Origin of the sequence: Actinopolyspora mzabensis (assembly GCF_900101095.1) — a bacterium.
Taxonomy (GTDB): domain Bacteria; phylum Actinomycetota; class Actinomycetes; order Mycobacteriales; family Pseudonocardiaceae; genus Actinopolyspora; species Actinopolyspora mzabensis.
Genome location: NZ_FNFM01000004.1, coordinates 342,243 through 362,245, shown reverse-complemented (window position 1 = coordinate 362,245; position 20,003 = coordinate 342,243). Strand labels below are relative to the sequence as shown.

The window sequence follows — 20,003 nt, the reverse complement described above, 5'->3', positions numbered from 1 at the left end:
ACTATCGGGTCCAGCAATGGGGAGAATTTTTCACGCGACCCGGATGGTGTCAAGAAGAGCAAACACACCAAACACGAGAACAGAAACAACACGCATTCCCCTGCGCATGACGGACGATCTTCTTGTCACGCGTCTGACAATCACAGCGAAGACCACGACAGCGGCGGAATCGCCGCACTTTCGCCGTCGGACCAACGGACTCGGGAGCCCCACCCCACTGGCCATACCAGGCTGCCATGGAGCGCACGAAGACACGGAACCCGATTACGGTGGGGGAACCACGTGCCCCCTCCCGGACACGGCCGTCCCGCGGCTCCACGCGAAACCGGACCTCTCGACGGCATCGCGCACCGGAGGAACAAAAAACCTAACCGAGAGCGAACGGTCCACCTGCGAACGATTCCACCGGTGGAGCGCAACGTGGGATGAACGGGACGACCGCATTAGCGGCAGGCTCACCACGAACCGTACTACAACCGAATTTTTACCTTCCAACGGGAAACCGCACCGAATTGCCCGCCGCCACCGAGAACAATACGAGGGACCGCCGCCGGAAACGGGCGGAAACACGTGATTCGGCCGTGTGAGCACCGAACACGGCCGAGGTCACTCCCGCGGCGGCACCGGACCGGTGAAGTCGGCTCGTCGCACGCGGAACACCTGCAGCAGCAGACCGTAGTACTTGGTGGTCTCACCGACCCACTCCATACCGAGCTTTCGCGCGGTGGACACCGCGCGTGCGTTGGAGGAACGCGCGACCGCGAAGACCTCGTCGAGGTCCTGGGTGAACGCCCATCCGAGCAGCGCCCGCGCGCCTTCCGTGGCATAGCCCTTCCCCCACTCGTGCTGGCTGACCTGCCACCGGATCTCGATGTCCTCCTCGTAAGGTGGAAGCAGCCGCAACGCGAGCCCCCCGATCAGCACGTCGTCCGAACGGCGCACCATCGCCCAGCGCCCGGCCGGCGGTGCCAGATTGGGGGCGGCTTCCACCCACGCCTCCAGCACCGAGCGCATCGCACTCTGATCGGTGACGCGCTGCATCATGGGGGCGAGCCACATCGCGACTTCGGGATTGCCGTAGATGCGGAAAGCGGCATCGGCGTCCTCGACCCTCCAGTCGCGTATCCACAGCCGCTCGGTGGTCAGCGAGAGTGACGCCATACGGCCACGCTACCCGTTTCGGCCGTACTCGGCCGATCGACGACCGAGGTGCCCGAACGCCCCGGCGAAGGCACCGGACGAGGAAACCCACCGCACTCGGCGTCTTCCGCCCGCCGGGTGAGAGCCCGCCGGCGGTCCCGTCGGGCGGAAGCAGCGGAGAAACCGGTCAACGCGGCCCTACTAGAATCACCTTCGACAGCGAGTCCACAGTCCAACGACACGAGGGGAACCAGGGTGGCCGCAGCCTCGCCGACAGACGACACAGCCGAACCGCCGGGGCACCGAATGCCACCGCGGTTGCTCGAAGCGGCCCGCTCCGCCACCGGATTCATGCCGGATTCCGAGGGAACGGCGTTGTTCGAAACGGCGATGGCCCACCTCGCCGGCGGGGTCGCCGTGGAGATCGGTACCTACTGCGGCAAATCGGCGATCTATCTGGGAGCCGCCGCCGCCGAGACCGGTGGCATGGTGGTGACGGTCGACCACCACCGGGGTTCCGAGGAGCACCAACCGGGCTGGGAGTACCACGACCCCGAACTGGTGGATCCCGAAGACGAACGGCTGGACACGCTGGGACGGTTCCGCCGAACCATCTCCGGTGCCGGACTCGAGGACCGGGTCATGGCGGTCGTGGGCGGCTCGGCCGAACTCGCCGCGATCTGGCGCACCCCGATCTCGATGCTGTTCGTCGACGGCGGGCACACCGACGAGGCGGCGAACGCCGACTTCGAGGGTTGGTCCCCCTGGATACGGCTCGGGGGCGTACTGGTGCTGCACGACGTGTTCCCCGATCCCGCCGACGGCGGCCGAGCGCCGTACCGGATCTATCGAAGAGCCCTGGACAGCGGCGAGTTCCGCGAGGTTTCGGTCACCGGCTCGCTACGGGTGCTGCAGCGCGTCGGCGGCGGGGTCGACCTCGGTTAGGCAATCGCACTCGGACTCGTTCTCACCGAGTAGCCCCTCCGGTAGCCCTCGCCCGCGGAAAACACCGTTTCCCGGCGTGGTCCGGGAGAGCGCGTCGGCGGCCAGGACCACGGCGGCCGACGTCCAAGTGGTGCGTTCCACGGGCCAGTTCTTACCGTCGCTGTATACGAAACCGGTCCAGTAGGAACCGTCGACCTCGCGCAGGTGTTGCATGTCGCGGAACAGTCGAACGGCGTCGGCGTGCCACCCGAGGGCGTCCAGGCTAAGCACGAGTTCGCAGGTCTCGGCACCGGTCACCCAGGGGTGGTCGGACACGCAGCGGGCACCGTGACCGGCGACCACGAACTCGGACCAGCGGTCACGCAACCGCTCGCACCCCTGCTCGCCGCGGAGCGCACCGCCGAGGACGGGGTAGTACCAGTCCATCGAGTAGCGGTCCTTACGCACGAACGCCTCCGGATGGGCACGCAGCACGTGACCCAACCTGCCCAGCGCGATCTCCCAACTCGGCTGGGGACGCCCCACCGACTCGGCCAACGCCAACGCGCAGCGCAGGCTGTGGTGGATACTGGAACACCCGGTGAGCAGCGACTCCGGTAACGTGGCCCCTTCGACGCCGACCGCCCAACGAATCTCGCCGCGGGGCAGTTGGGTCGAGAGCACGAAATCGACACCGGCTCGCACGGTGGGCCACAATCTTGCGGCGAACTCACGGTCACCGGTGATTAGGAAATGATGCCAGACGCCGACCGCGATATAGGCGCAGAAGTTGGTGTCCGCGCCGTGGTCCTCGATCGCCCCGTCCCGGAACCGCATGGGCCAGGAGCCGTCGGAACGCTGATTGCGCGCCGACCACGCGTAGGCCTGTTCGGCGGCGGCGAAGTGCCCGCCCACGGACAGCGCCATGGCCGATTCGACGTGATCCCACGGATCGAGGTGGCCACCCGGGTACCAGGGAATCGCTCCGGAGGGCTCCTGGGCGGCTCGAACGGATTCGACGGTGGTGGCCACCTCGGTCGCCGACAGCACTCCGTCGACTGCCGGGACCTCAGGCAATTGTCACCCCGGGCTTGTAGAGGTAGGTGACGATGCTCTTGCCCAGCACCGGATTGAGAACGTGCTCCAGGCTCCGGGTCAACCACGGTGCCCGGAGCATGTCCCACACCAGCATCCGGTGGTACAATCGCGTGAGCGGATGATCGCGCTCGACCCCCACCGCGCACTTCAGCCACCAGTACGGCGAGTGCAGCGCGTGGGCGTAGTGGTGGTGAACCGGCCGCAGCCCGGCCGAGCGCAGCCTGCCGAACAACTGCCGTCGCTCGTAGATACGGACGTGGCCGCCCTCGACGCGGTGGTACTCCTCGGAGAGCGCCCAACAGATCCGTTCCGGAAACCTGCTGGGAACGGTGACGGAGACACGCCCACCCGGTTTGAGGACCCGCACCAGCTCGTGCATCGCCTTGTCGTCCTCGGGAATGTGTTCGAGGATCTCCGAGGCGATGACGTGATCGAAGGACTCGTCCGGAAACGGCAAGTCGAGCGCGTCGCCCTGCACCGTGGTGGCAGCCCCCGTGGCGGGAACCTCGCCCGCCTGTTCCATGGCGCCGAACATGGCGGCCACGTCGGCCAGATCGGATTCGTTGTGGTCGAAGGCAACCACGTCCAACCCACGCCGATAGAGTTCGAACGCGTGCCGACCGGCACCACACCCCAGATCCAGCACTCGCTGGCCCGCTCGCACTCCGAGCGTGTCGAAATCCACCGTCAGCAACGCTTCACCGCCCTTTCCTGCTTGCTTCGATCGCCTCGGCGTAGCAGTCGACCGTGGCGGCGGCCACCGACGACCAGCTGTAGCGGGTGAGAACCCGCTGTCTGCCCGCCTCGCCCAGCGCTGCCCTGCGGCTGGGATCGGCCAGCAACGTGCCCAACCGGGCGGCGAGTGCTTCCGCGTCCCCGGGCGGTACGAGTTCGGCGGTGGTGCCCTCGGGTCCCACCACTTCGGGAATCGCGCCCGCCCGGCTGGCGACCAGCGGGGTACCGCAGGCCATGGCCTCCACCGTCGGCAACGAGAAACCCTCGTACAGCGACGGAACGCAGGCGATCTCGGCGGAGCCGAACAGTTCGGCGAGCCGCTCGTCGGTGAGTCCGCTGACCGTGCGGACCACATCGCCGATGGCCAGTTCCTCGATCAGCCGTTCGGTGGGTCCGCCCCTGGTGGGTTTGGCGACCAGCACCAGTTCCACGGCGCGCTCGGTGCGCAGTTTCGCCACGGCCTCCAGCAGCGTGCCGATGCCCTTCATCGGGGTATCCGCGCTGGCCATGGCCACGATCCGCCCCGGAACCCTGCGGCGATGGGGTGGGCGGAAAACCTCGGGGTCCACGCCGAGCGGCACGACCCGCAGGTTCGCCCGGTCCACGGCGAAGTCGCGCACGATGTCCTCTGCCGAGGACTCCGAGACGGTCAGCACTCGCGGTATCCGGCGAGCCACCCGGCGCTGCATCCGAAGGAAGCCGTACCAGCGGCGAACCCCGAGTTTGCGCCATCCCCGGGCGGCTGCGAGTTCGACACGCCGATCATGGGTGATGGGATGGTGCACGGTGGCCACCAGCGGAATCCCGGAACGGCGCAAATTGAGCAGACCGTAACCGAGGGACTGGTTGTCGTGCACCACGTCGAACTCGCCCGCCCTGGAACGCAGTATCCGTGCGGCGCGCACGCTGAAGGTCAACGGTTCGGGAAAGCCCGCCGACCACATGATCCCCAGTTCGGCCAGGTCGAGCGGGCCGCGCAGCTCCCGAGGGTGCGGGGTGCGGAACGGGTCGGACTCCCGGTACAGATCGAGGCTGGGCACCGGGGTCAGCCGCACTCCCTCGTCCAGCTCCGGGTACGGCTGGCCCGACAGGACCTCGACCTCGTGTCCGAGTTCGGCGAGTCCACTGCTGAGGTGGCGAACATAGATACCCTGCCCGCCGCTGTGCGGCTTGCTTCGATAGGAAAGCAGCGCAATTCGCACGATTCACCTCACGCATCCGGAACATCGCAGAACGAGCAGGCTGACACATGTTTCGGTTCCGGCTCCGCATAAGCTTACCCGGTAGTAACTCGGCCCGATCACCCTCCTGGCCACAGCGGGCGGTGTGAATCGGAACCGCTGCGCAAAGCGGAGGCGAGCCACCGGAAAGCGTAAGACCGGGCCGAGGGCCGGTTTCACCCCCGGAAACACGAAACAGGGGCGTCCACCCGGGTGGACGCCCCTGTCGTCGCTACTGCCCTGTCGTCGCTACTGCGCTGTCGTCACGATCGTTCTGTTGTCGACCGCACGGTGTCGCTCACCGGATGTCGTACTCACCGGGTGAGTTCGAGCAGGTCGGAACCGCTGCCCTGGAACAGGTTCCTGTCCACCGGGCCGGTGATACCGGGGACGCTGCCCTTGTTGGTGTACTGCCAGAAGGAGTAGGCGTCCCAGCCACCGAACACGCTCGGCTGCGGGACCCCGTAGGAGGCCAACCACAGCGGGTTTTCCGAGAACGCCTGCGAACCCGCCATGCAGCTGCTCCAGAACGAGGGACTGGCGTAGACGATGGCGTCCTGGCCGGTCTTGGACTTCACTCGGTCGAGGAAGCTCTGGGTCCAGGAGTGCAGCTGGCCGGACGTCTTGCCGTAGCAGCCGCCGCCGTTGGGCGAGACCTCCAGGTCCAGCACCGGCGGAAGGGTCTTTCCGTCGTCGGTCGAGCCCACCGTGTTCAGCAACCGATCCGCCTGGCCGACAGCGGAGCCGGTGGGCCTGCCGAAGTGGTAGGCACCGGCGAGCATTCCGGCGTTCTTGGCGCCGTTGAACTGCTGGTCGAACATCGGGTTGGTGAAGTTTCCGCCATCGGTTGCCAGCACGAAGGCGTAGTGCTCACCGGAGGCGGCCACCTTGTTCCACTGGATGGGACCGTTGTGGTTGGAAACGTCGATGCCGTGCGCGTTCGGCGGAATGTCGACGGCGGATTCCGACGGGGAACTCTTGGCTTCGGGGGCGCTGTCCGAGTCGGGGTTCTCGGCGCGCGCCTGGGCCTGGTCCTGGCCCGAGTTGGAGTCCTGTTCGGTTCCGCCCTGGTCGGACTGCGACCCGTCGGACTGCGCCTGATCGGGAGAACGCAGCTCGACCGTGTGGGCCGCCGGGGTGCTCCGCTCGCCGGTGTCAGGGCCCGCCGTGCCGACGAGGATCGCCAGCACGCCGAACGCCGCCACAGCCGCGGTCAGCTGGACCGAACGGCTGCGCAGCTGCGCCCGGTGGCGCCCCGAACTCTCCGGCAGCCTCGCGCGCAGTTTGGCAGCGCGGGGTTGGAACTCGTCGCGAATCCTGCGTGCCGTGGGGGCCAGCCGCTGCCGGACCGGTTCGATCACCGGCGAGAGCCGCTGCCACACGCGCCGCGCGACTGGATCGATTCGACGTTGCACACCCTCGATGGCGGAAACCAGCCACGCGTGCGCGCGCCGCGCGTAAGGAGCGGCCCGGCGCACCACACGTTGGGTCAGCGTCGCCAGTGCGGCCAGCACTTGCCGCAACCACCGGACGATCCGATCCGTGGTTCGACGCGCGACGGGTCGCAGCCGGTAGGCGGCGTCACGCGCGAACTGTTCGGTCCCACGCGCGGTACGCTGCCCACCGTTGGAAGCACCCGGTGCGTTCGAGGGCCGCTCCGGGTTCGCTCGACGCTCGGTGGCGTCTGCCGACTCGGAAGAGCCGACCGGTTCACGGGGTTCTTCTTCGGGGTTGTGTTGGCCGGGGGTATTCACGAGTCCCCAGACTCCCAGCACTGAGTGTGCACGTAACCACCGGAAAACACGTACACGACTACCTAGATTGGCCCCATAGGTAGTACTCGGAGGACCGAAAAGTCACACAACGTGTTGATATCGTCCCGAAATGCCGGAATCAGCTCGTCCGAACCGCGACAACAGAGGTCCGGATCACACCCCATCGATCCTATACCTTCCGCCGCGGCCGTCGAAGCAGGCGGTGATCCGTGTCGCGGTGGCTGCCATGCTGGGGGTATGAGCAACGAGCGCAACGTCCTCGGCGAGCCTCTCGAAGAGTGCGGCACCGATCCGCTTACCGGTTTCCACCGCGACGGCTGCTGTGCCTCGGGGCCGGAGGACACCGGAAACCACTCGGTGTGCGCGGTGGTCACCAATGAGTTCCTGGAGCAACAACGCGAGTCGGGCAACGATCTCACGGCCGCGCTGCCCCAGTTCGGTTTCCCCGGCCTGCAGGCAGGGGACCGCTGGTGCGTCTGCGCCTCCCGCTGGCTCGAGGCCCACCAGGCGGGAGTGGCGCCTCCGGTGGTACTGGCGGCCACACACGAACGTGCCCTCGAGGTCGTCTCCCTCGACGTACTACGCGAACACGGGGTGGACGTCCCTGCCGACCCGAGTGCGTTGAGCTGAACGGGGCTGCACAGAACCGTGGTGGATCCCTGGACCGTGGTGGATCCCTGGACCGTGGTGGATCCCTGGACCGTGGTGGATCCCTGGACCGTGGTGGATCCCTGGTGAGGAGGGGCGATGCGAGACCGATCACGCGGACTCGTCGTGGTTCGGCACGCGAAGTCGGACCGAACGGTCACCGGTGCAGACCACGATCGGCCGCTGGCCGCGCGTGGGCGACGCGAAGCTCCGCTCGCGGGGGAATGGCTGCGCGAGCAGGAGGCCGCTGTCGACCTCGTACGCTGCTCCACGGCGACGCGGGCACGGCAGACCGGGGAACTACTCCTCCCGGAGCTGTCCGGTTCCCCGCGGCTCGAGCACGACCCGCGATTGTACGGGGCGGACACCACCGGTCTGCTCGAGGTGGTGCACGATCTCCCCGCCGAGTACCAGGTCGCCCTGTTGATAGCACACAATCCCGGCCTGGAGGAGCTGGTCGCGCTGCTGACCGGCACGAGCATCGAGCTCAAGACCTCGGGGGTCGCGGTGCTGCGTACCTCCGGCACGTGGTCCGAGGCCGGCGCGGGATGGGCCGAGCTGGCGGCACACGCCACCCCCCGCCCACCGGAACAGCTCTGAGTCCCCAAGCGCGGGGCCGGCGACCCCGGAGTTTCCACGCCACCGGCAGCACGAACACTCGCCTCCCCGGCACGACCGACACACGGTGAGCCCCGTTTCGTCCTGTCTCCCACGAGGATGAGTACGGATGCCCGGTGCCCGTTCTCGGAACACTCCGAAAGCGGGCACCGCGCACTCCGACTCGGTCTGCTCATGAGGTTCACACCCGACGAATCGGGACGAGCCACCGAAGTCACCCGGTACTGCCCGGAGGGGCGAACGTCTCAGTTCGCCTCACGCTGCCCACCGGAGGCGGCCGACAACACGTTCTCGTCCTCGGACACGTCGGCCTGCTCGACCGCCCGCTGCCTGGGCAGTTCGACCGGCTCGTCCCGCATCTCGTCCGAGTCCTCGCCGCGGGCGGTCTCCCGCACGTAGGTGTCGGCCTGCTCGGATTCGGTTCCGGTCACCGAGGCCGCCAGGAACGGCTCAGCCTCGCTGAGCAGATGCTGGCCCGCCCTGACCTGCTCGGCCATGTTGCGGCGCAGTGCCCGCATCGCCTCGACCTGCTCGTTGGCACGTTTGGTGCGTCGTTCCGCCTCGGCGGCGGCCTCACTGATCCGCCGCTCGGCCTCCTGCCTGCTGGCGGAGTCACGCTCGGCCAGTTCACGCATGGCTTCCTGGCGGCGTGCGGCCATCGAGATCTCGAAGTCACGCTCGATCTCGTTGCGTCGCTGCTCGGCTTCCCGATCCAACCTGCGACGGTGTTGCTCGGCCTCCTCGGCCATTCGCTCGATCTCACGGCTGGTCTGTTCCAGCGCCTGCTGCCGCTGGTCCTGCGCCTGTTGCCGCCATTCGTCCGCCTCGGCGACCAACCGCTCGTACCTGGCACGCAGTTCGGAAGCGGCCTGCTCCGAACGAGACCACTCGTGCTCGGCGGTCGCTCGAGCCGAGGAAATGATCTCGGCGGCCTCGTCGTTGGCCAGCTGGACCATACGACGCAATCGATCCGCCAGTGCCTTCTCCTCGACGGGAGTCCGGCAGACGTCGTCCAGCTGCCTGCGTAATGAATCGATCTCGGCACGTGCCTGTTCGAGCTGGGTATTGAGATCGGATACCTGGCTGAGAGCGGAATCGCGATCCTCGGTCAGCATCCGGACCTCGGCCTCGGTCTGCTGAATGTAGAACTGCACCTGCGAACGCCGGAATCCGCGCCACACGACGTCGAAATCCGACTCGAGCGGCACTAGCTCACGGCTGTCATTGTGCCCCACGGTCTCACCCCATCCCTGATCACTCAGTGGTTGCATGTGGTTGGAGCGAGCCACGCCCCCGACGCGGCAATTTCCGTTTCTACACCCGAAGCGCGTCCTGCGATGTCCGCCACTCGACTGAACTACGTACGGTTCACATCGCACTGTGCACACGGGCTCAAAACGGATCGCTGCCCCACATTGTCCACACCAACCGGTGCGGCGATCAACGGCAGGGACGAAAAAGGGGGTAACCGTCCGGTGTCGGACCGGACAATACGAGAAAACCGGCTCAGCCGTGGGCGGTATCACCGACCGCACGCCGAAAGATCGTCTCGATCTCGTCGCGCTCGGGCAACGGTTCACGAACGATCCCCTGCCACAGCAGACCACAGAACACCGCCGCGAGCATCTTGCCCGAGACCTCGTCGGTGTAAGCGGTGAAAAGATCCCGCAACGCCCCGTCCCACTCGGTGCTGGCGGCCCGCAGGGCGGGACGGTGCAACGCTGCCACGTAGAGTTCGTGCTCCACCACGGTACGCTCCCGCTCGGGGCCGAGGTAGCGCAACACCAGATCGGTCAACACGGCGGGCAGATCGACGCCGGAATCCATTCCGTCCGCCCACTCCCGCAGTTCGGCGACGTTGTCCTGGGCGGCCTGCCGCAGCGCCACGGCGAGCAGGTCGTCCAGCGTGGCGAAGTGGTAGGTGGTGGAACCGAGCGGAACCCCGGCCGCCGCGGCCACCGCCCGATGGGTGATCTTCTCGATGCCACGCTCGGCGACGACGCTGATCGCGGCCCGAGCGATCCGTTCCCGCCGTCCGGGATCCTTGCGCGAACCGCCGTTCCGACCTCGTCGTTCGTCGACCGTCGCGTGAAGCGACTCGGAGTCCGTCGTGGTCATCGCCTGTCGTGCGCCCTCCACCGGTTCACCTGCATATCGTGTTCGCCGGAACACCTTCGGTGATTCCGACCATCAGAACGAACAACACCCTGCCACGAAACCACCGGCAGGCGATGCGACCCACCTCACGACATCAGTTTCTTCGCTGGTCAAAGCCTCGACGATGATCGTACCGAGGTTCACGCGAACAACTATGTGTACATCTGTACATAAAAACTGCTAGAGTTCGGCCCCGGCAGCCGCGGCGTGTGTCGTACGGGCTCACCCCGGGTACACACCGCCCCGGTGCACGACGACGGAAGCAGTGGCCGCACCGGACAACCACACGGCGACGGGACACCCCCGTCCGGACCGGACGAAACCTGAGAAGCGCTCACCGTCGCCGCGGTGACCCCACCGAGTGTTGCCGGGCACGGCCGAGCGGCCGGGTGCGTGCCACTCGGAAAGCAAGCAAGCAGCCTCGACGGGAAACTCACTATGTCGCAGACCCACGCCCCGCCGAACGAGTCGATCGCCACGCGAACCGGGGATCCGACCGCTTCCGGCACCCTGCTCATCGACGGTGTGTGGCAGGCGGGCTCGGCCGGGAAGACCCGGGAGATCCGCTGCCCCGCCGACGGTTCTCCGGTGCTCACGGTCTCCGAGGGCGACCGCACGGACGCCGAACGCGCCATAGCGGCGGCCCGAGCCGCGTTCGACGAGGGCACGTGGTCCGCCACCTCGCCCTGGGAACGCGGCGACCTGCTGCTACGGGTGAGTGAGATCCTGGTACGCGACCGTGCGGAATTCGCCCGCGCGGAGTCGCTCGACACCGGTAAGCGGCTGGTCGAGAGCGGCTACGACATGGACGACATCGCCGCGTGCTTCCGCTACTACGGCAAGATCGCCGGAACCGACGCGGGCCACGTCGTCAACACCGGTTCCACCGAGGCCATCAGCAGGGTCGACTACGAACCGGTCGGCGTGTGCGGCCTGATCACGCCCTGGAACTTCCCGCTGCTGCAGGTGGCCTGGAAGGTCGCCCCCGCTCTCGCCGCGGGCAACACCTTCGTGCTCAAGCCCAGTGAATTGACCCCCAGCACCGCGATACTGCTGCTGCGCGCACTCCGCGAGGCGGGCATGCCGGCGGGAGTGGGCAACCTGGTTCTCGGCAACGGCGCCGAGACCGGAGCCCCGCTCGCGGAACACCCCGACGTCGACCTGGTCTCGTTCACGGGGGGACTGCACACCGGCCGGAAGATCGCCGCCTCGGCCGCCGCCACCGTTAAGCGGGTCGCCCTCGAGCTGGGCGGGAAGAACCCGAACGTCGTGTTCGCCGACGCGGACTTCGAAACCGCGGTGGACTACGCGTTGACCGCGATCTTCCTGCACTCCGGTCAGGTCTGCTCGGCGGGTGCCCGACTGATCGTGCAGGACGAGATCCACGACGCACTGGTCGACGAGATCGTGCGGCGCGCCGAGCGCATCGAACTCGGCGGCCCCTTCGACGAGACCGCCGAGTCCGGCCCGCTGATCTCGGCCGAACACCGCGCCAAGGTCGAGGACTACGTGGCTCGCTCGATCGATGAGGGAGCGGTGCTGCGTACCGGCGGGAGCCGGCCGGAGGCCGCCGACCTGCAAGCGGGCTACTTCTACCTGCCCACCGTGCTCGACGAGGTGCGGCAGGGCTCGGCCGCCGTGTCGGAGGAGTCCTTCGGACCGGTGCTGACCGTGGAACGTTTCCACGACGAGGACGAGGCCGTGCGCATCGCCAACGACACGCACTACGGCCTGGCCGGTGCGGTGTTCACCTCCGATGTGAGCAAGGCGCAGCGGGTAGCCGGACGGCTGCGGCACGGAACCGTGTGGATCAACGACTTCCACCCCTACCTCCCCCAGGCCGAGTGGGGTGGCTTCAAGCAGTCCGGTATCGGACGTGAGCTGGGTGGCGGCGGTCTCCGGGAGTACCAGGAGGCCAAGCACGTCTACCAGAACCTCCGTCCGGGACCGCAGTACTGGTTCGCGGGACAGCAACCCGACGAGTGAGTTCCCCCGCCTCGGGGCGTCGAGGACCGACGTGACCACCGAGGAGAACGACTCGTTCCGCCGTCTCGACTCCGAAATCCCCCGAACCACCGACGCCCGGCACCAACCGCGCCGGATCCACCCGCGCCGACCCGTCCGACAGCTGCGGGGCGAGCCGGCGAGCTTCCCCGCTTCGACGCGCCCGGGCGTATCGCGGTGTCGTGCACAGAACAGGAGAGCAACGATGAGTGATGAGGCGACCGCTTTCGACTACGTCGTCGTGGGTGGCGGCAGCGGAGGAGCCGCGCTCGCCGCACGGCTGTCGGAGGACCCGGACATCACGGTGTGCCTGCTGGAGGCCGGCCCCACCGACCAGGACAAACGCGAGGTCCTGGAACTGAAGCAGTGGATGTCGCTGCTGGAGTCCGGCTTCGACTGGGACTACCCGATCGAGCCGCAGGAAAGCGGCAACTCCTTCATGCGGCACGCGCGTGCGAAAGTGCTCGGCGGTTGTTCCTCGCACAACTCCTGCATCGCCTTCTGGGCCCCGGCGGAGGACCTCGACGAGTGGGAGTCGTTGGGGGCCACGGGCTGGAGCGCGGCGGACGTCTTCCCGCTTTACCGCAGGCTGGAGAACAACGAGTCGCCTTCGGAACATCACGGTCACCAGGGGCCGGTCCGACTGCGCAACGTTCCGCCGAATGACCCCTGCGGCAGTGCGCTGCTGCGTGCCTGTGAACAGACCGGCATCCCGATCACGGAGTTCAATTCCGGCCGGACGGTCACCCACGGTGCCAACTGGTTCCAGATCAACGCCCACGAGGACGGCACCAGGGCGTCCTCCTCGGTGTCGTACCTGCATCCGATCATGGGCAATCGTCCGAACCTGCACGTGCGCACCGACGCCAGGGTCAAGCGGGTGGTCTTCGAGGGGAACCGGGCCACGGGAGTGGAATACCTGGCGGCCGACGGCATCCGAACCGACCGGGTCACCGCGCGGCGGGAGGTGGTACTCAGCTCGGGCGCCATCGACACTCCGAAGCTGCTGATGCTGTCCGGTATCGGTCCCGCCGAACACCTTCGTTCGGTCGGGGTGGACGTGCTGGTCGACTCCCCCGGGGTGGGTTCGAATCTGCAGGACCACCCCGAGGGGGTGATCGGCTGGGACGCGGCCAAGCCGATGGTGCAGGACTCCACCCAGTGGTGGGAGATCGGTATCTTCACGACCACCGAGGCCGGCCTCGATCGCCCCGATCTGATGTTCCACTTCGGCTCGGTGCCGTTCGACATGCACACCGTGCGGCAGGGATATCCGAGCACGGAGAACGGGTTCTGCCTGACGCCGAACGTCACGCGGAGCCGTTCGGTGGGAACGGTGCGCCTGCGCAGCAGGGACTTCCGGGACAAACCCGCCGTGGATCCGCGTTACTTCACCGACCCGCACGACATCAGGGTGATGACCCACGGCGTCAAACTGGCACGCGAGATCGTGGGCCAGCCCGCCATGCGAGAGTGGGCGGGAGCCGAACTGCATCCCGGACCGGATGTGGTTTCCGACGACGAGATCGCCGACTATCTGCGTGCCACGCACAACACGGTGTATCACCCGGCTGCCTCGGTTCCGATGGGTAGCGGCGACGACGCGCCGCTGGACGCCAGGCTGCGGGTGAAGGGAGTGCACGGTTTACGGGTGGCCGACGCCTCGGCTATGCCATTCCTCGTGGCGGTGAATCCGAATATCACCACGATGGCGATCGGTGAAAAATGTTCCGACATGCTGAAAGAAGATGCCGCCTGACATCGGCGTGACATTGACGGAACAAAAACTGGAGGGCTTTCCGCGGAAAGCCCTCCAGTTTTTTCGGTTCAGCTGACGCTGGTGGTGGTCAGCACGGGATTGGGCGAGGGGTAGCAACTCGTCGGAACATCGACGCTTCCGATAATCGTGGAAACCTGTGCGTTGAACGTCAGGCCCGGATCATCGTAGGCGGTGCCGTAGAGATGGGTCTCGATCGGACCGGAGCTACCCGCCTGCAGCGTGGCGGTCACGGTGGGAAGCTCGAACTCCGCCCCACCTGAGATCGGACCGGACACGTGCAACGTGGCGATTCCGTTGCTCACGTCGATCGTGGGCGCCGGAGTGCCCAAATTGGATCCCCCGGTCTGCGAGGTCGAGACGTGGGTCGTGTTCTCGGGTACCGGCAGCTTGAGGTCCAGGCCGTCGATCTGCTCCACGCTGAAACCGTTGACCTCGGAGGGTACGGTGTTGACGGTCGGGTCGATGACGATGTCGAACTGCTCACCGGGGGCGACACTCGCCGGAGCGGTGACCTCCGAGTCCTGCTGGTAGCTGAACTGCTGCTCACCGAGCGGAGAATCGCCCGAGCACTCGAAGTTGTGCGAGAAGCTCTCCGCGGCTGCGGGCTGGGCCAGAGCGATCACGGGGGCGACCGCGAAAGCAGCCGCCGCCAATAAGCGCGTCCCGCCCGAACGAATGGAAGATGCCATTGGTCTCACCTCTTAAACGATTGTCCGAAACGTGGATTCCACATGAAATGCCGCGCGACAACCAAAATATCTACCGACCAGTAGGGCTTTTCGTCAATAACGACGAACAGCCCCCGGGAAAACGGGGTGAAAAAATAGATACGAGTCGTGATTCAATTGACTGCGAAATTTCACCGAAACACAGCAGTAACCGGCCGAGCGGAGTCACACCTTTGACGCAGTATCCCTACGCGCAGTTCACGTGATCCGCCGAACGAGGTATCTTCGTTTTTCGCCCGTTCGCTGGCGAGCCAGGGCGCCGGAAGAGCAGGCGACGTGACGCTCCGCAGCGGAGACCGAACAACCGGGTGAAACGAGCGAGGGTCGGAACCCTGGCCAGCATACCGGCTAGTCGGTATGCTCCGCACCATGCGGACCGAACCCGCCATAACCACCGTGGTGTTCGACTACGGGGGCGTACTCACCACACCGGGCCGAACGGCCGTCGAGTCCTGGGCGCGTGCCGAGGGTATCCGACCCGAGAGTTTCTCCGCAGTCCTGCGGGAGTGGGTCGGCCGGAACGCACCGAACGACACCCCGCTCCACCTCCTCGAAACCGGCGAGCTCTCACTCGAGGAGTTCGACGGGATGCTCGCCGAACGACTGCTTCGCGCGGGCGAGCGAGGGGTGGTGGCCGAAGGGCTGCTTTCCAGGATGTTCTCGTTCATGGAGCCGGACGAGGAGATGATGCGGCTGGTCACGACACTTCGCGACTCGGGAACCCGGACGGGGTTGCTGTCCAACAGCTGGGGCAACAGCTATCCGTGGCAACGGCTGGGGCCGATGTTCGATCAAGCGATCGTCTCCGGCGAGGTCGGCCTGCGCAAACCGGACCCCCGGATCTATCACCTGGCGCTACGGCGACTGGACACGGCACCGGAACGCACGCTGTTCGTCGACGACGTGCGGGCCAACCTCGCTGCCGCCGAGGAGCTCGGCATGCACACGATCCTGCATCAGGACTCGAAGCGCACCCGGAACCGTCTCACCGAACTCATCCCAGACCTAGACGCACCCGACCCGCAGGAGTAACCATGTCCGACGAGACCACGGCGTCCCAACCTCCGGGACTGGACCTCGGCGCACTCCGTTCCTACCTGGAACGCGATCACCCGGGGTTGATCGACGGCGAGTTGCACGGCGAGTTGATCCAGGGAGGAAGATCCAACCTCACCTACGCGATCGGCGACGGAAAGAACAGCTGGGTACTACGGCGTCCCCCGCTCGGTCACGTGCTGGCCACCGCACACGACATGAGCCGCGAATACCGCGTGATGAGCGCACTCGCCGGAACCGACGTGCCGGTCCCCGGGACGTACCTGCTCTGCGAGGACGAACAGGTCATCGGTGCGCCGTTCTTCATTATGGACCTGGTCGCGGGGCGGGCGTGCCGCAGTGAGGAGCACACCCGTGCGCTGAGTTCCGAACAGCGCCGTGACCTGGCGATGCACCTGGTCGAGGTATTGGCGCGGCTGCACGCCGTGGATCCGGAGTCGGTCGGCCTCGGCGACTTCGGCAAACCCGAGGGTTTCCTGCAGCGCCAGGTTCGCCGCTGGAGCAAGCAACTGGAGGCCTCGCAACAGCGGGAGCTGCACGGGGTCACCGAGCTGCGGGACCGGCTGGCCGCCCACGTCCCCTCGGGTGGACGAACGGCGATCGTGCACGGCGACTACCGGCTGGACAACGTGCTGATCGACGGGGACTGCGCCATCCGGGCGGTACTCGACTGGGAGATGGCCACTCTCGGTGATCCACTCACCGATCTCGGACTGCTGGTCGTGTACTGGGAGGGATTCAGCGGCATCGCGGACAACCCTGTCGCCAAGGGCGTGGGTCCGGAGTTCGGTTTTCCCTCCGCCCGCGAGATGCTGCGCCACTACGCCGAGCTCAGCAGTGTAGACACTTCCGACCTGGACTGGTACGTGGCTTTCGGCTTTTTCAAGATCGCGGTGATCCTGGAGGGAATCCACTACCGCTTCACGCAGCGTCAGACCGTCGGCGAGGGATTCGAGCACGTCGGCGCCCTGGTCGAGCCGTTGATCGAGCAAGGATTGAGCAACATTTCGGAGAAATGAATGGATTTCACTTTTGACGAGCGCACCGAGAACCTGCGCTCGGAGATCAACTCCTTCATGGCCAGCCACGTCCACCCTGCGGAGGAGGAATTCGAGCGGCAGGTGAGCGACACGGCCGCCCCCTGGTCGGTGCCACCGGTGGTCGAGGATCTCAAGCAGGAGGCGCGTCGGCGCGGACTGTGGAACCTGTTCCTGCCCGGCGATCACGGGGCAGGGCTGACGAATCTGCAGTACGCGCCGCTCGCCGAGATCACCGGACGCAGCCCGCACCTGGCACCGCCCGCGATGAACTGCGCGGCACCCGACACGGGAAACATGGAAGTACTCGACATGTTCGGTGACCAGCGGCAGCAAGAGCAGTGGTTGGGGCCGTTGCTACGTGGCGAGATCCGCTCGGCGTTCTGCATGACCGAACCGGACGTAGCCTCCTCGGACGCGAACAACATCGCCACCCGGATTCGCCGGGAAGGCGACGAGTACGTCATCACGGGACGCAAGTGGTGGTCGTCCGGGGCGATGAATCCGAACTGCCGGGTACTGATCGTCATGGGCAAGACCGACCCGACCGCCGAGCGACACCGGCAGCAGAGCATGATCCTGGTCCCGGTGGACACACCCGGCGTGACGATACGGCGGGGTATGCACGTGTTCGGTTACACCGACGGTGACCACGGGGGCCACGCCGAGATCGACTTCGACGAGGTCCGGATTCCCGCCGCCAACATCATCTCCGGCGAGGGCGAGGGATTCGCCATCGCGCAGGCCCGATTGGGTCCCGGTCGGATCCACCACTGCATGCGTGCGATCGGTATGGCCGAACGGGCCCTGGAGCTGATGTGCCGTCGGGTCACGCACCGGGAGGCCTTCGGACGTCCGCTGGCCGATCAGGGCGTGGTGCAGCACTGGATCGCCGAGGCACGGGTACGGATCGAATCGGTTCGCCTGCTGGTACTGAAAACGGCCTGGCTGATGGACACGGTCGGCAACCGCGGTGCGCACACCGAGATCCAGGCGATCAAGGTGGCGGTGCCGGAGATGGCCACCACCGTGATCGATCGTGCCATTCAGGCGCACGGCGGCGCGGGGGTCAGCCAGGACACCCCTCTGGCCAATCTGTACGCGCACGCCAGGACGCTGCACCTGGTAGACGGCCCCGACGAGGTACACCGCCGTTCGCTGGCCCGCCGGGAACTCAAGCAGTACCGGTGACACCGGAAAACCCTCGAACCCCGCCCGACACCGGACGGGGTTCGGCTGGGAGCGGGCTCTGCCCCACGGGATTCGGCACGACGGGGTTCGACCGCTGGAAGCCGAGACGCACCGGGCCCCCACGACGAGAACGACAACGCAGGACGACCAGGAGGCAGCACCATGACCGTGTTCAGCAGCGCCGATGAACTGCACGCCGCCAGCGGCACCGATCTGGGCAGCAGCGGTTGGTGGACGGTCACCCAGGACATGATCGACCGGTTCGCGGAGGCCACCGGCGATCACCAGTGGATCCACGTCGATCCCGAACGGGCCGCGGCCGGGCCGTTCGGCACCACGATCGCGCACGGATTTCTCACGCTGAGCATGGTCAGCGCACTCAACGCCGAGATCTACGGCGTACGAGGCGCGAGGATGGTCATCAACTACGGGCTGAACAAGGTCCGCTTCCCGAATCCGGTTACGGTGAACAGCCGCGTGCGCGCGAGCTCCCGCCTCGCAGACGTCTCCGAAACGGGCGAAGCCTCGCAGCTGACACTGCACACCACGGTGGAGATCGACGGGGCGGACAAACCGGCCTGCGTCGCCGAGGTGCTCTCGCGGGTGATGTTCTGACGGAGCGGTTCCGCTACCGACCCGGCCCGGCCACTCGGCCGAGGAGGACGAGCGACCGGGCCGGGTCGGACGGCTCACGACGGATCGGTCGCGGCCGAAACGGTCAGGTACCGAGCGGCGGGCTCGAAATCGCCGTTCCGGCCCTGCTCACCCGCCGCCCTTCCGGACGATGCGGTTACGAGTTGGCGTAAACCACCCGTCCGACGGTGTGGCCGTCGGCCACCGATTGCGTGGCCTCGGCCAGTTCCGACAGTCCGATCCGCCGGCTGACCAGCGGGGAAATCCTGCCCTCGTCGGCCATACGAGAGAGGCCGTCGTGGGCCTCGCGGACGGCCGCCGGGTCACGCTCGTTGTAGAGTCCCCAGTGCAGCCCGACGATCGAATAGTTCTTGATCAAGGCGTGGTTCAGCCCGGGAGTCGGGATCTTCCCACTCGCGAAGCCGATGATCAGGATTCGTCCTTCGAAGGCGACGCACTTGGTGGACCGCTCGTAGGTCTCCCCGCCGACCGGATCGTAGATCACGTCGGCCCCTCGACCGCCGGTCGTCTCCTTGACCACCCTCACGAAGTCCTCACTGCGTCGGTCGATCACCACATCGGCGCCGAGCTCGCGGGCCACCTCGGCCTTTTCCGGCCCGCCCACGACTCCGATCACGGTGGCCCCGGCTGCCTTGCCGAGCTGGACCGCGGCACTTCCCACCCCGCCGGAGGCCGCGTGGACGAGCAGCGTCTCGCCCTCCCGCAGCGCGCCCCGACGGTGCAGCCCGAACCAGCCGGTCTGATATCCGATGAACAACGAAGCGGCCTCGGCATCGGACAGGGCGGAGGGTGCGGGGAAGGTACGCGCGGCGTCCATGAGGGCGTACTCCGCGAATCCCCCGGTAGGTACGGCACCGGCTCCGATGACCCGTTCCCCGGTGCTGAAACCGCCGACCCCCGAGCCGAGCTCGACGATCTCACCGCAGAGCTCCACACCAGGGGTGAAGGGCGTTTCCGGCTTGACCTGGTACTGGCCCCGACACATCAACGCGTCGGGGAAGTTCACCGGAGCGGCCGCCACCCGAACCAGAACCTGATTCGGGCCGGGCTGCGGTAAGGGGGACTCGACGAGTTCGAGCACGTCCCGCGGTTCGCCCAGTTCCGAAACTCTGAGTGCCTGCACTGGTCACCTCCAACATTTGTCCCGCGACCGCGGCGGCCGCGGGAGCGATCCGAACTCCGGGAGTTCACGACAGAACTTGTTCGACCGCCCGAGACTTGTTCGGGACTATGGTTCC

Annotated in this window: 18 protein-coding genes; 9 read left to right on the top strand and 9 right to left on the bottom strand. The window is 66.8% G+C overall.

What is annotated here, in order from left to right; translation table 11 throughout:
* Positions 1 to 606: 606 nt before the first annotated feature.
* Positions 607 to 1,161: a GNAT family N-acetyltransferase gene (locus BLR41_RS08755; protein ID WP_092627478.1), complete on the bottom strand. Its 555-nt coding sequence runs from the start codon at positions 1,159 to 1,161 to the stop codon at positions 607 to 609.
* 285 nt (positions 1,162 to 1,446) lie between these two features.
* Here BLR41_RS08755 and BLR41_RS08750 point away from each other — a divergent pair, with 285 nt between their 5' ends.
* Positions 1,447 to 2,085, top strand: coding sequence for a class I SAM-dependent methyltransferase (locus tag BLR41_RS08750; protein WP_092627477.1), 639 nt, complete (start codon positions 1,447 to 1,449; stop codon positions 2,083 to 2,085).
* Here the strand turns inward: BLR41_RS08750 and BLR41_RS08745 are convergent.
* The 4 genes from BLR41_RS08745 to BLR41_RS08730 all read right to left on the bottom strand — a co-directional run bounded on the left by BLR41_RS08745 (position 2,041) and on the right by BLR41_RS08730 (position 6,871).
* Positions 2,041 to 3,141: a prenyltransferase/squalene oxidase repeat-containing protein gene (locus BLR41_RS08745; RefSeq protein WP_092627476.1), complete on the bottom strand. Its 1,101-nt coding sequence runs from the start codon at positions 3,139 to 3,141 to the stop codon at positions 2,041 to 2,043. The two genes, BLR41_RS08750 and BLR41_RS08745, sit on opposite strands and share 45 nt — an antisense overlap.
* A complete protein-coding gene (locus BLR41_RS08740) occupies positions 3,134 to 3,856 on the bottom strand; it encodes a class I SAM-dependent methyltransferase (protein WP_092627475.1) in 723 nt (240 codons plus the stop codon). Before BLR41_RS08740 ends, BLR41_RS08745 begins: the two co-directional genes overlap by 8 nt.
* A gap of 4 nt (positions 3,857 to 3,860) precedes the next feature.
* Positions 3,861 to 5,099, bottom strand: coding sequence for a glycosyltransferase family 4 protein (locus BLR41_RS08735; protein WP_092627474.1), 1,239 nt, complete (start codon positions 5,097 to 5,099; stop codon positions 3,861 to 3,863).
* Between the two features lie 332 nt (positions 5,100 to 5,431).
* Positions 5,432 to 6,871, bottom strand: a complete 1,440-nt coding sequence (locus BLR41_RS08730) for a GH25 family lysozyme (protein ID WP_092627600.1) — start codon at positions 6,869 to 6,871, stop codon at positions 5,432 to 5,434.
* 258 nt (positions 6,872 to 7,129) lie between these two features.
* Between BLR41_RS08730 and BLR41_RS08725 the strand changes: the two genes are divergently transcribed.
* Both BLR41_RS08725 and BLR41_RS08720 read left to right on the top strand, forming a co-directional pair.
* Positions 7,130 to 7,522: a DUF2237 family protein gene (locus BLR41_RS08725; protein ID WP_092627473.1), complete on the top strand. Its 393-nt coding sequence runs from the start codon at positions 7,130 to 7,132 to the stop codon at positions 7,520 to 7,522.
* A gap of 117 nt (positions 7,523 to 7,639) precedes the next feature.
* Positions 7,640 to 8,140, top strand: coding sequence for a SixA phosphatase family protein (locus BLR41_RS08720; RefSeq protein WP_092627472.1), 501 nt, complete (start codon positions 7,640 to 7,642; stop codon positions 8,138 to 8,140).
* A 263-nt stretch (positions 8,141 to 8,403) separates the two neighbouring features.
* Here BLR41_RS08720 and BLR41_RS08715 read toward each other — a convergent pair whose 3' ends face one another.
* Together BLR41_RS08715 and BLR41_RS08710 are read right to left on the bottom strand one after the other, a co-directional pair.
* Positions 8,404 to 9,429, bottom strand: a complete 1,026-nt coding sequence (locus BLR41_RS08715; protein WP_092627599.1) for a coiled-coil domain-containing protein — start codon at positions 9,427 to 9,429, stop codon at positions 8,404 to 8,406.
* A 235-nt stretch (positions 9,430 to 9,664) separates the two neighbouring features.
* Complete coding sequence (locus BLR41_RS08710) at positions 9,665 to 10,276, bottom strand: TetR/AcrR family transcriptional regulator (protein WP_092627598.1); 612 nt, start codon at positions 10,274 to 10,276, stop codon at positions 9,665 to 9,667.
* Positions 10,277 to 10,753: 477 nt separating this feature from the next.
* Between BLR41_RS08710 and BLR41_RS08705 the strand changes: the two genes are divergently transcribed.
* Positions 10,754 to 12,301: an aldehyde dehydrogenase family protein gene (locus BLR41_RS08705; RefSeq protein WP_092627471.1), complete on the top strand. Its 1,548-nt coding sequence runs from the start codon at positions 10,754 to 10,756 to the stop codon at positions 12,299 to 12,301.
* Positions 12,302 to 12,524: 223 nt separating this feature from the next.
* A complete protein-coding gene (locus BLR41_RS08700; protein ID WP_092627470.1) occupies positions 12,525 to 14,078 on the top strand; it encodes a GMC family oxidoreductase in 1,554 nt (517 codons plus the stop codon).
* 68 nt (positions 14,079 to 14,146) lie between these two features.
* On the opposite strand, the gene BLR41_RS08695 is transcribed toward BLR41_RS08700, so the two are convergent.
* Positions 14,147 to 14,788 (bottom strand): cyclase, encoded by a 642-nt coding sequence (locus BLR41_RS08695; RefSeq protein ID WP_092627469.1) that lies wholly within the window; start codon positions 14,786 to 14,788, stop codon positions 14,147 to 14,149.
* A 408-nt stretch (positions 14,789 to 15,196) separates the two neighbouring features.
* Between BLR41_RS08695 and BLR41_RS08690 the strand changes: the two genes are divergently transcribed.
* The 4 genes from BLR41_RS08690 to BLR41_RS08675 all read left to right on the top strand — a co-directional run bounded on the left by BLR41_RS08690 (position 15,197) and on the right by BLR41_RS08675 (position 18,726).
* Positions 15,197 to 15,859, top strand: a complete 663-nt coding sequence (locus BLR41_RS08690) for an HAD family hydrolase (RefSeq protein WP_092627597.1) — start codon at positions 15,197 to 15,199, stop codon at positions 15,857 to 15,859.
* Between the two features lie 2 nt (positions 15,860 to 15,861).
* Complete coding sequence (locus tag BLR41_RS08685) at positions 15,862 to 16,902, top strand: phosphotransferase family protein (RefSeq protein WP_092627468.1); 1,041 nt, start codon at positions 15,862 to 15,864, stop codon at positions 16,900 to 16,902.
* Positions 16,903 to 18,111, top strand: coding sequence for an acyl-CoA dehydrogenase family protein (locus BLR41_RS08680; RefSeq protein WP_092627467.1), 1,209 nt, complete (start codon positions 16,903 to 16,905; stop codon positions 18,109 to 18,111).
* Between the two features lie 162 nt (positions 18,112 to 18,273).
* The gene (locus BLR41_RS08675; RefSeq protein ID WP_092627466.1) at positions 18,274 to 18,726 is read left to right on the top strand and encodes a MaoC family dehydratase; all 453 of its coding nucleotides are present in this window, start codon (positions 18,274 to 18,276) and stop codon (positions 18,724 to 18,726) included.
* 175 nt (positions 18,727 to 18,901) lie between these two features.
* On the opposite strand, the gene BLR41_RS08670 is transcribed toward BLR41_RS08675, so the two are convergent.
* Complete coding sequence (locus BLR41_RS08670) at positions 18,902 to 19,888, bottom strand: NADPH:quinone oxidoreductase family protein (protein WP_092627465.1); 987 nt, start codon at positions 19,886 to 19,888, stop codon at positions 18,902 to 18,904.
* Positions 19,889 to 20,003: the final 115 nt, after the last annotated feature.

Coding starts and splice junctions, on each gene's coding strand:
- BLR41_RS08680 (WP_092627467.1), top strand. CDS start 16,903: ATGGATTTCACTTTTGACGAGCGCACCGAGAACCTGCGCTCGGAGATC.
- BLR41_RS08700 (WP_092627470.1), top strand. CDS start 12,525: ATGAGTGATGAGGCGACCGCTTTCGACTACGTCGTCGTGGGTGGCGGC.
- BLR41_RS08675 (WP_092627466.1), top strand. CDS start 18,274: ATGACCGTGTTCAGCAGCGCCGATGAACTGCACGCCGCCAGCGGCACC.
- BLR41_RS08705 (WP_092627471.1), top strand. CDS start 10,754: ATGTCGCAGACCCACGCCCCGCCGAACGAGTCGATCGCCACGCGAACC.
- BLR41_RS08690 (WP_092627597.1), top strand. CDS start 15,197: ATGCGGACCGAACCCGCCATAACCACCGTGGTGTTCGACTACGGGGGC.
- BLR41_RS08715 (WP_092627599.1), bottom strand. CDS start 9,429: ATGCAACCACTGAGTGATCAGGGATGGGGTGAGACCGTGGGGCACAAT.
- BLR41_RS08750 (WP_092627477.1), top strand. CDS start 1,447: ATGCCACCGCGGTTGCTCGAAGCGGCCCGCTCCGCCACCGGATTCATG.
- BLR41_RS08685 (WP_092627468.1), top strand. CDS start 15,862: ATGTCCGACGAGACCACGGCGTCCCAACCTCCGGGACTGGACCTCGGC.
- BLR41_RS08695 (WP_092627469.1), bottom strand. CDS start 14,788: ATGGCATCTTCCATTCGTTCGGGCGGGACGCGCTTATTGGCGGCGGCT.
- BLR41_RS08720 (WP_092627472.1), top strand. CDS start 7,640: ATGCGAGACCGATCACGCGGACTCGTCGTGGTTCGGCACGCGAAGTCG.
- BLR41_RS08710 (WP_092627598.1), bottom strand. CDS start 10,276: ATGACCACGACGGACTCCGAGTCGCTTCACGCGACGGTCGACGAACGA.
- BLR41_RS08725 (WP_092627473.1), top strand. CDS start 7,130: ATGAGCAACGAGCGCAACGTCCTCGGCGAGCCTCTCGAAGAGTGCGGC.
- BLR41_RS08755 (WP_092627478.1), bottom strand. CDS start 1,161: ATGGCGTCACTCTCGCTGACCACCGAGCGGCTGTGGATACGCGACTGG.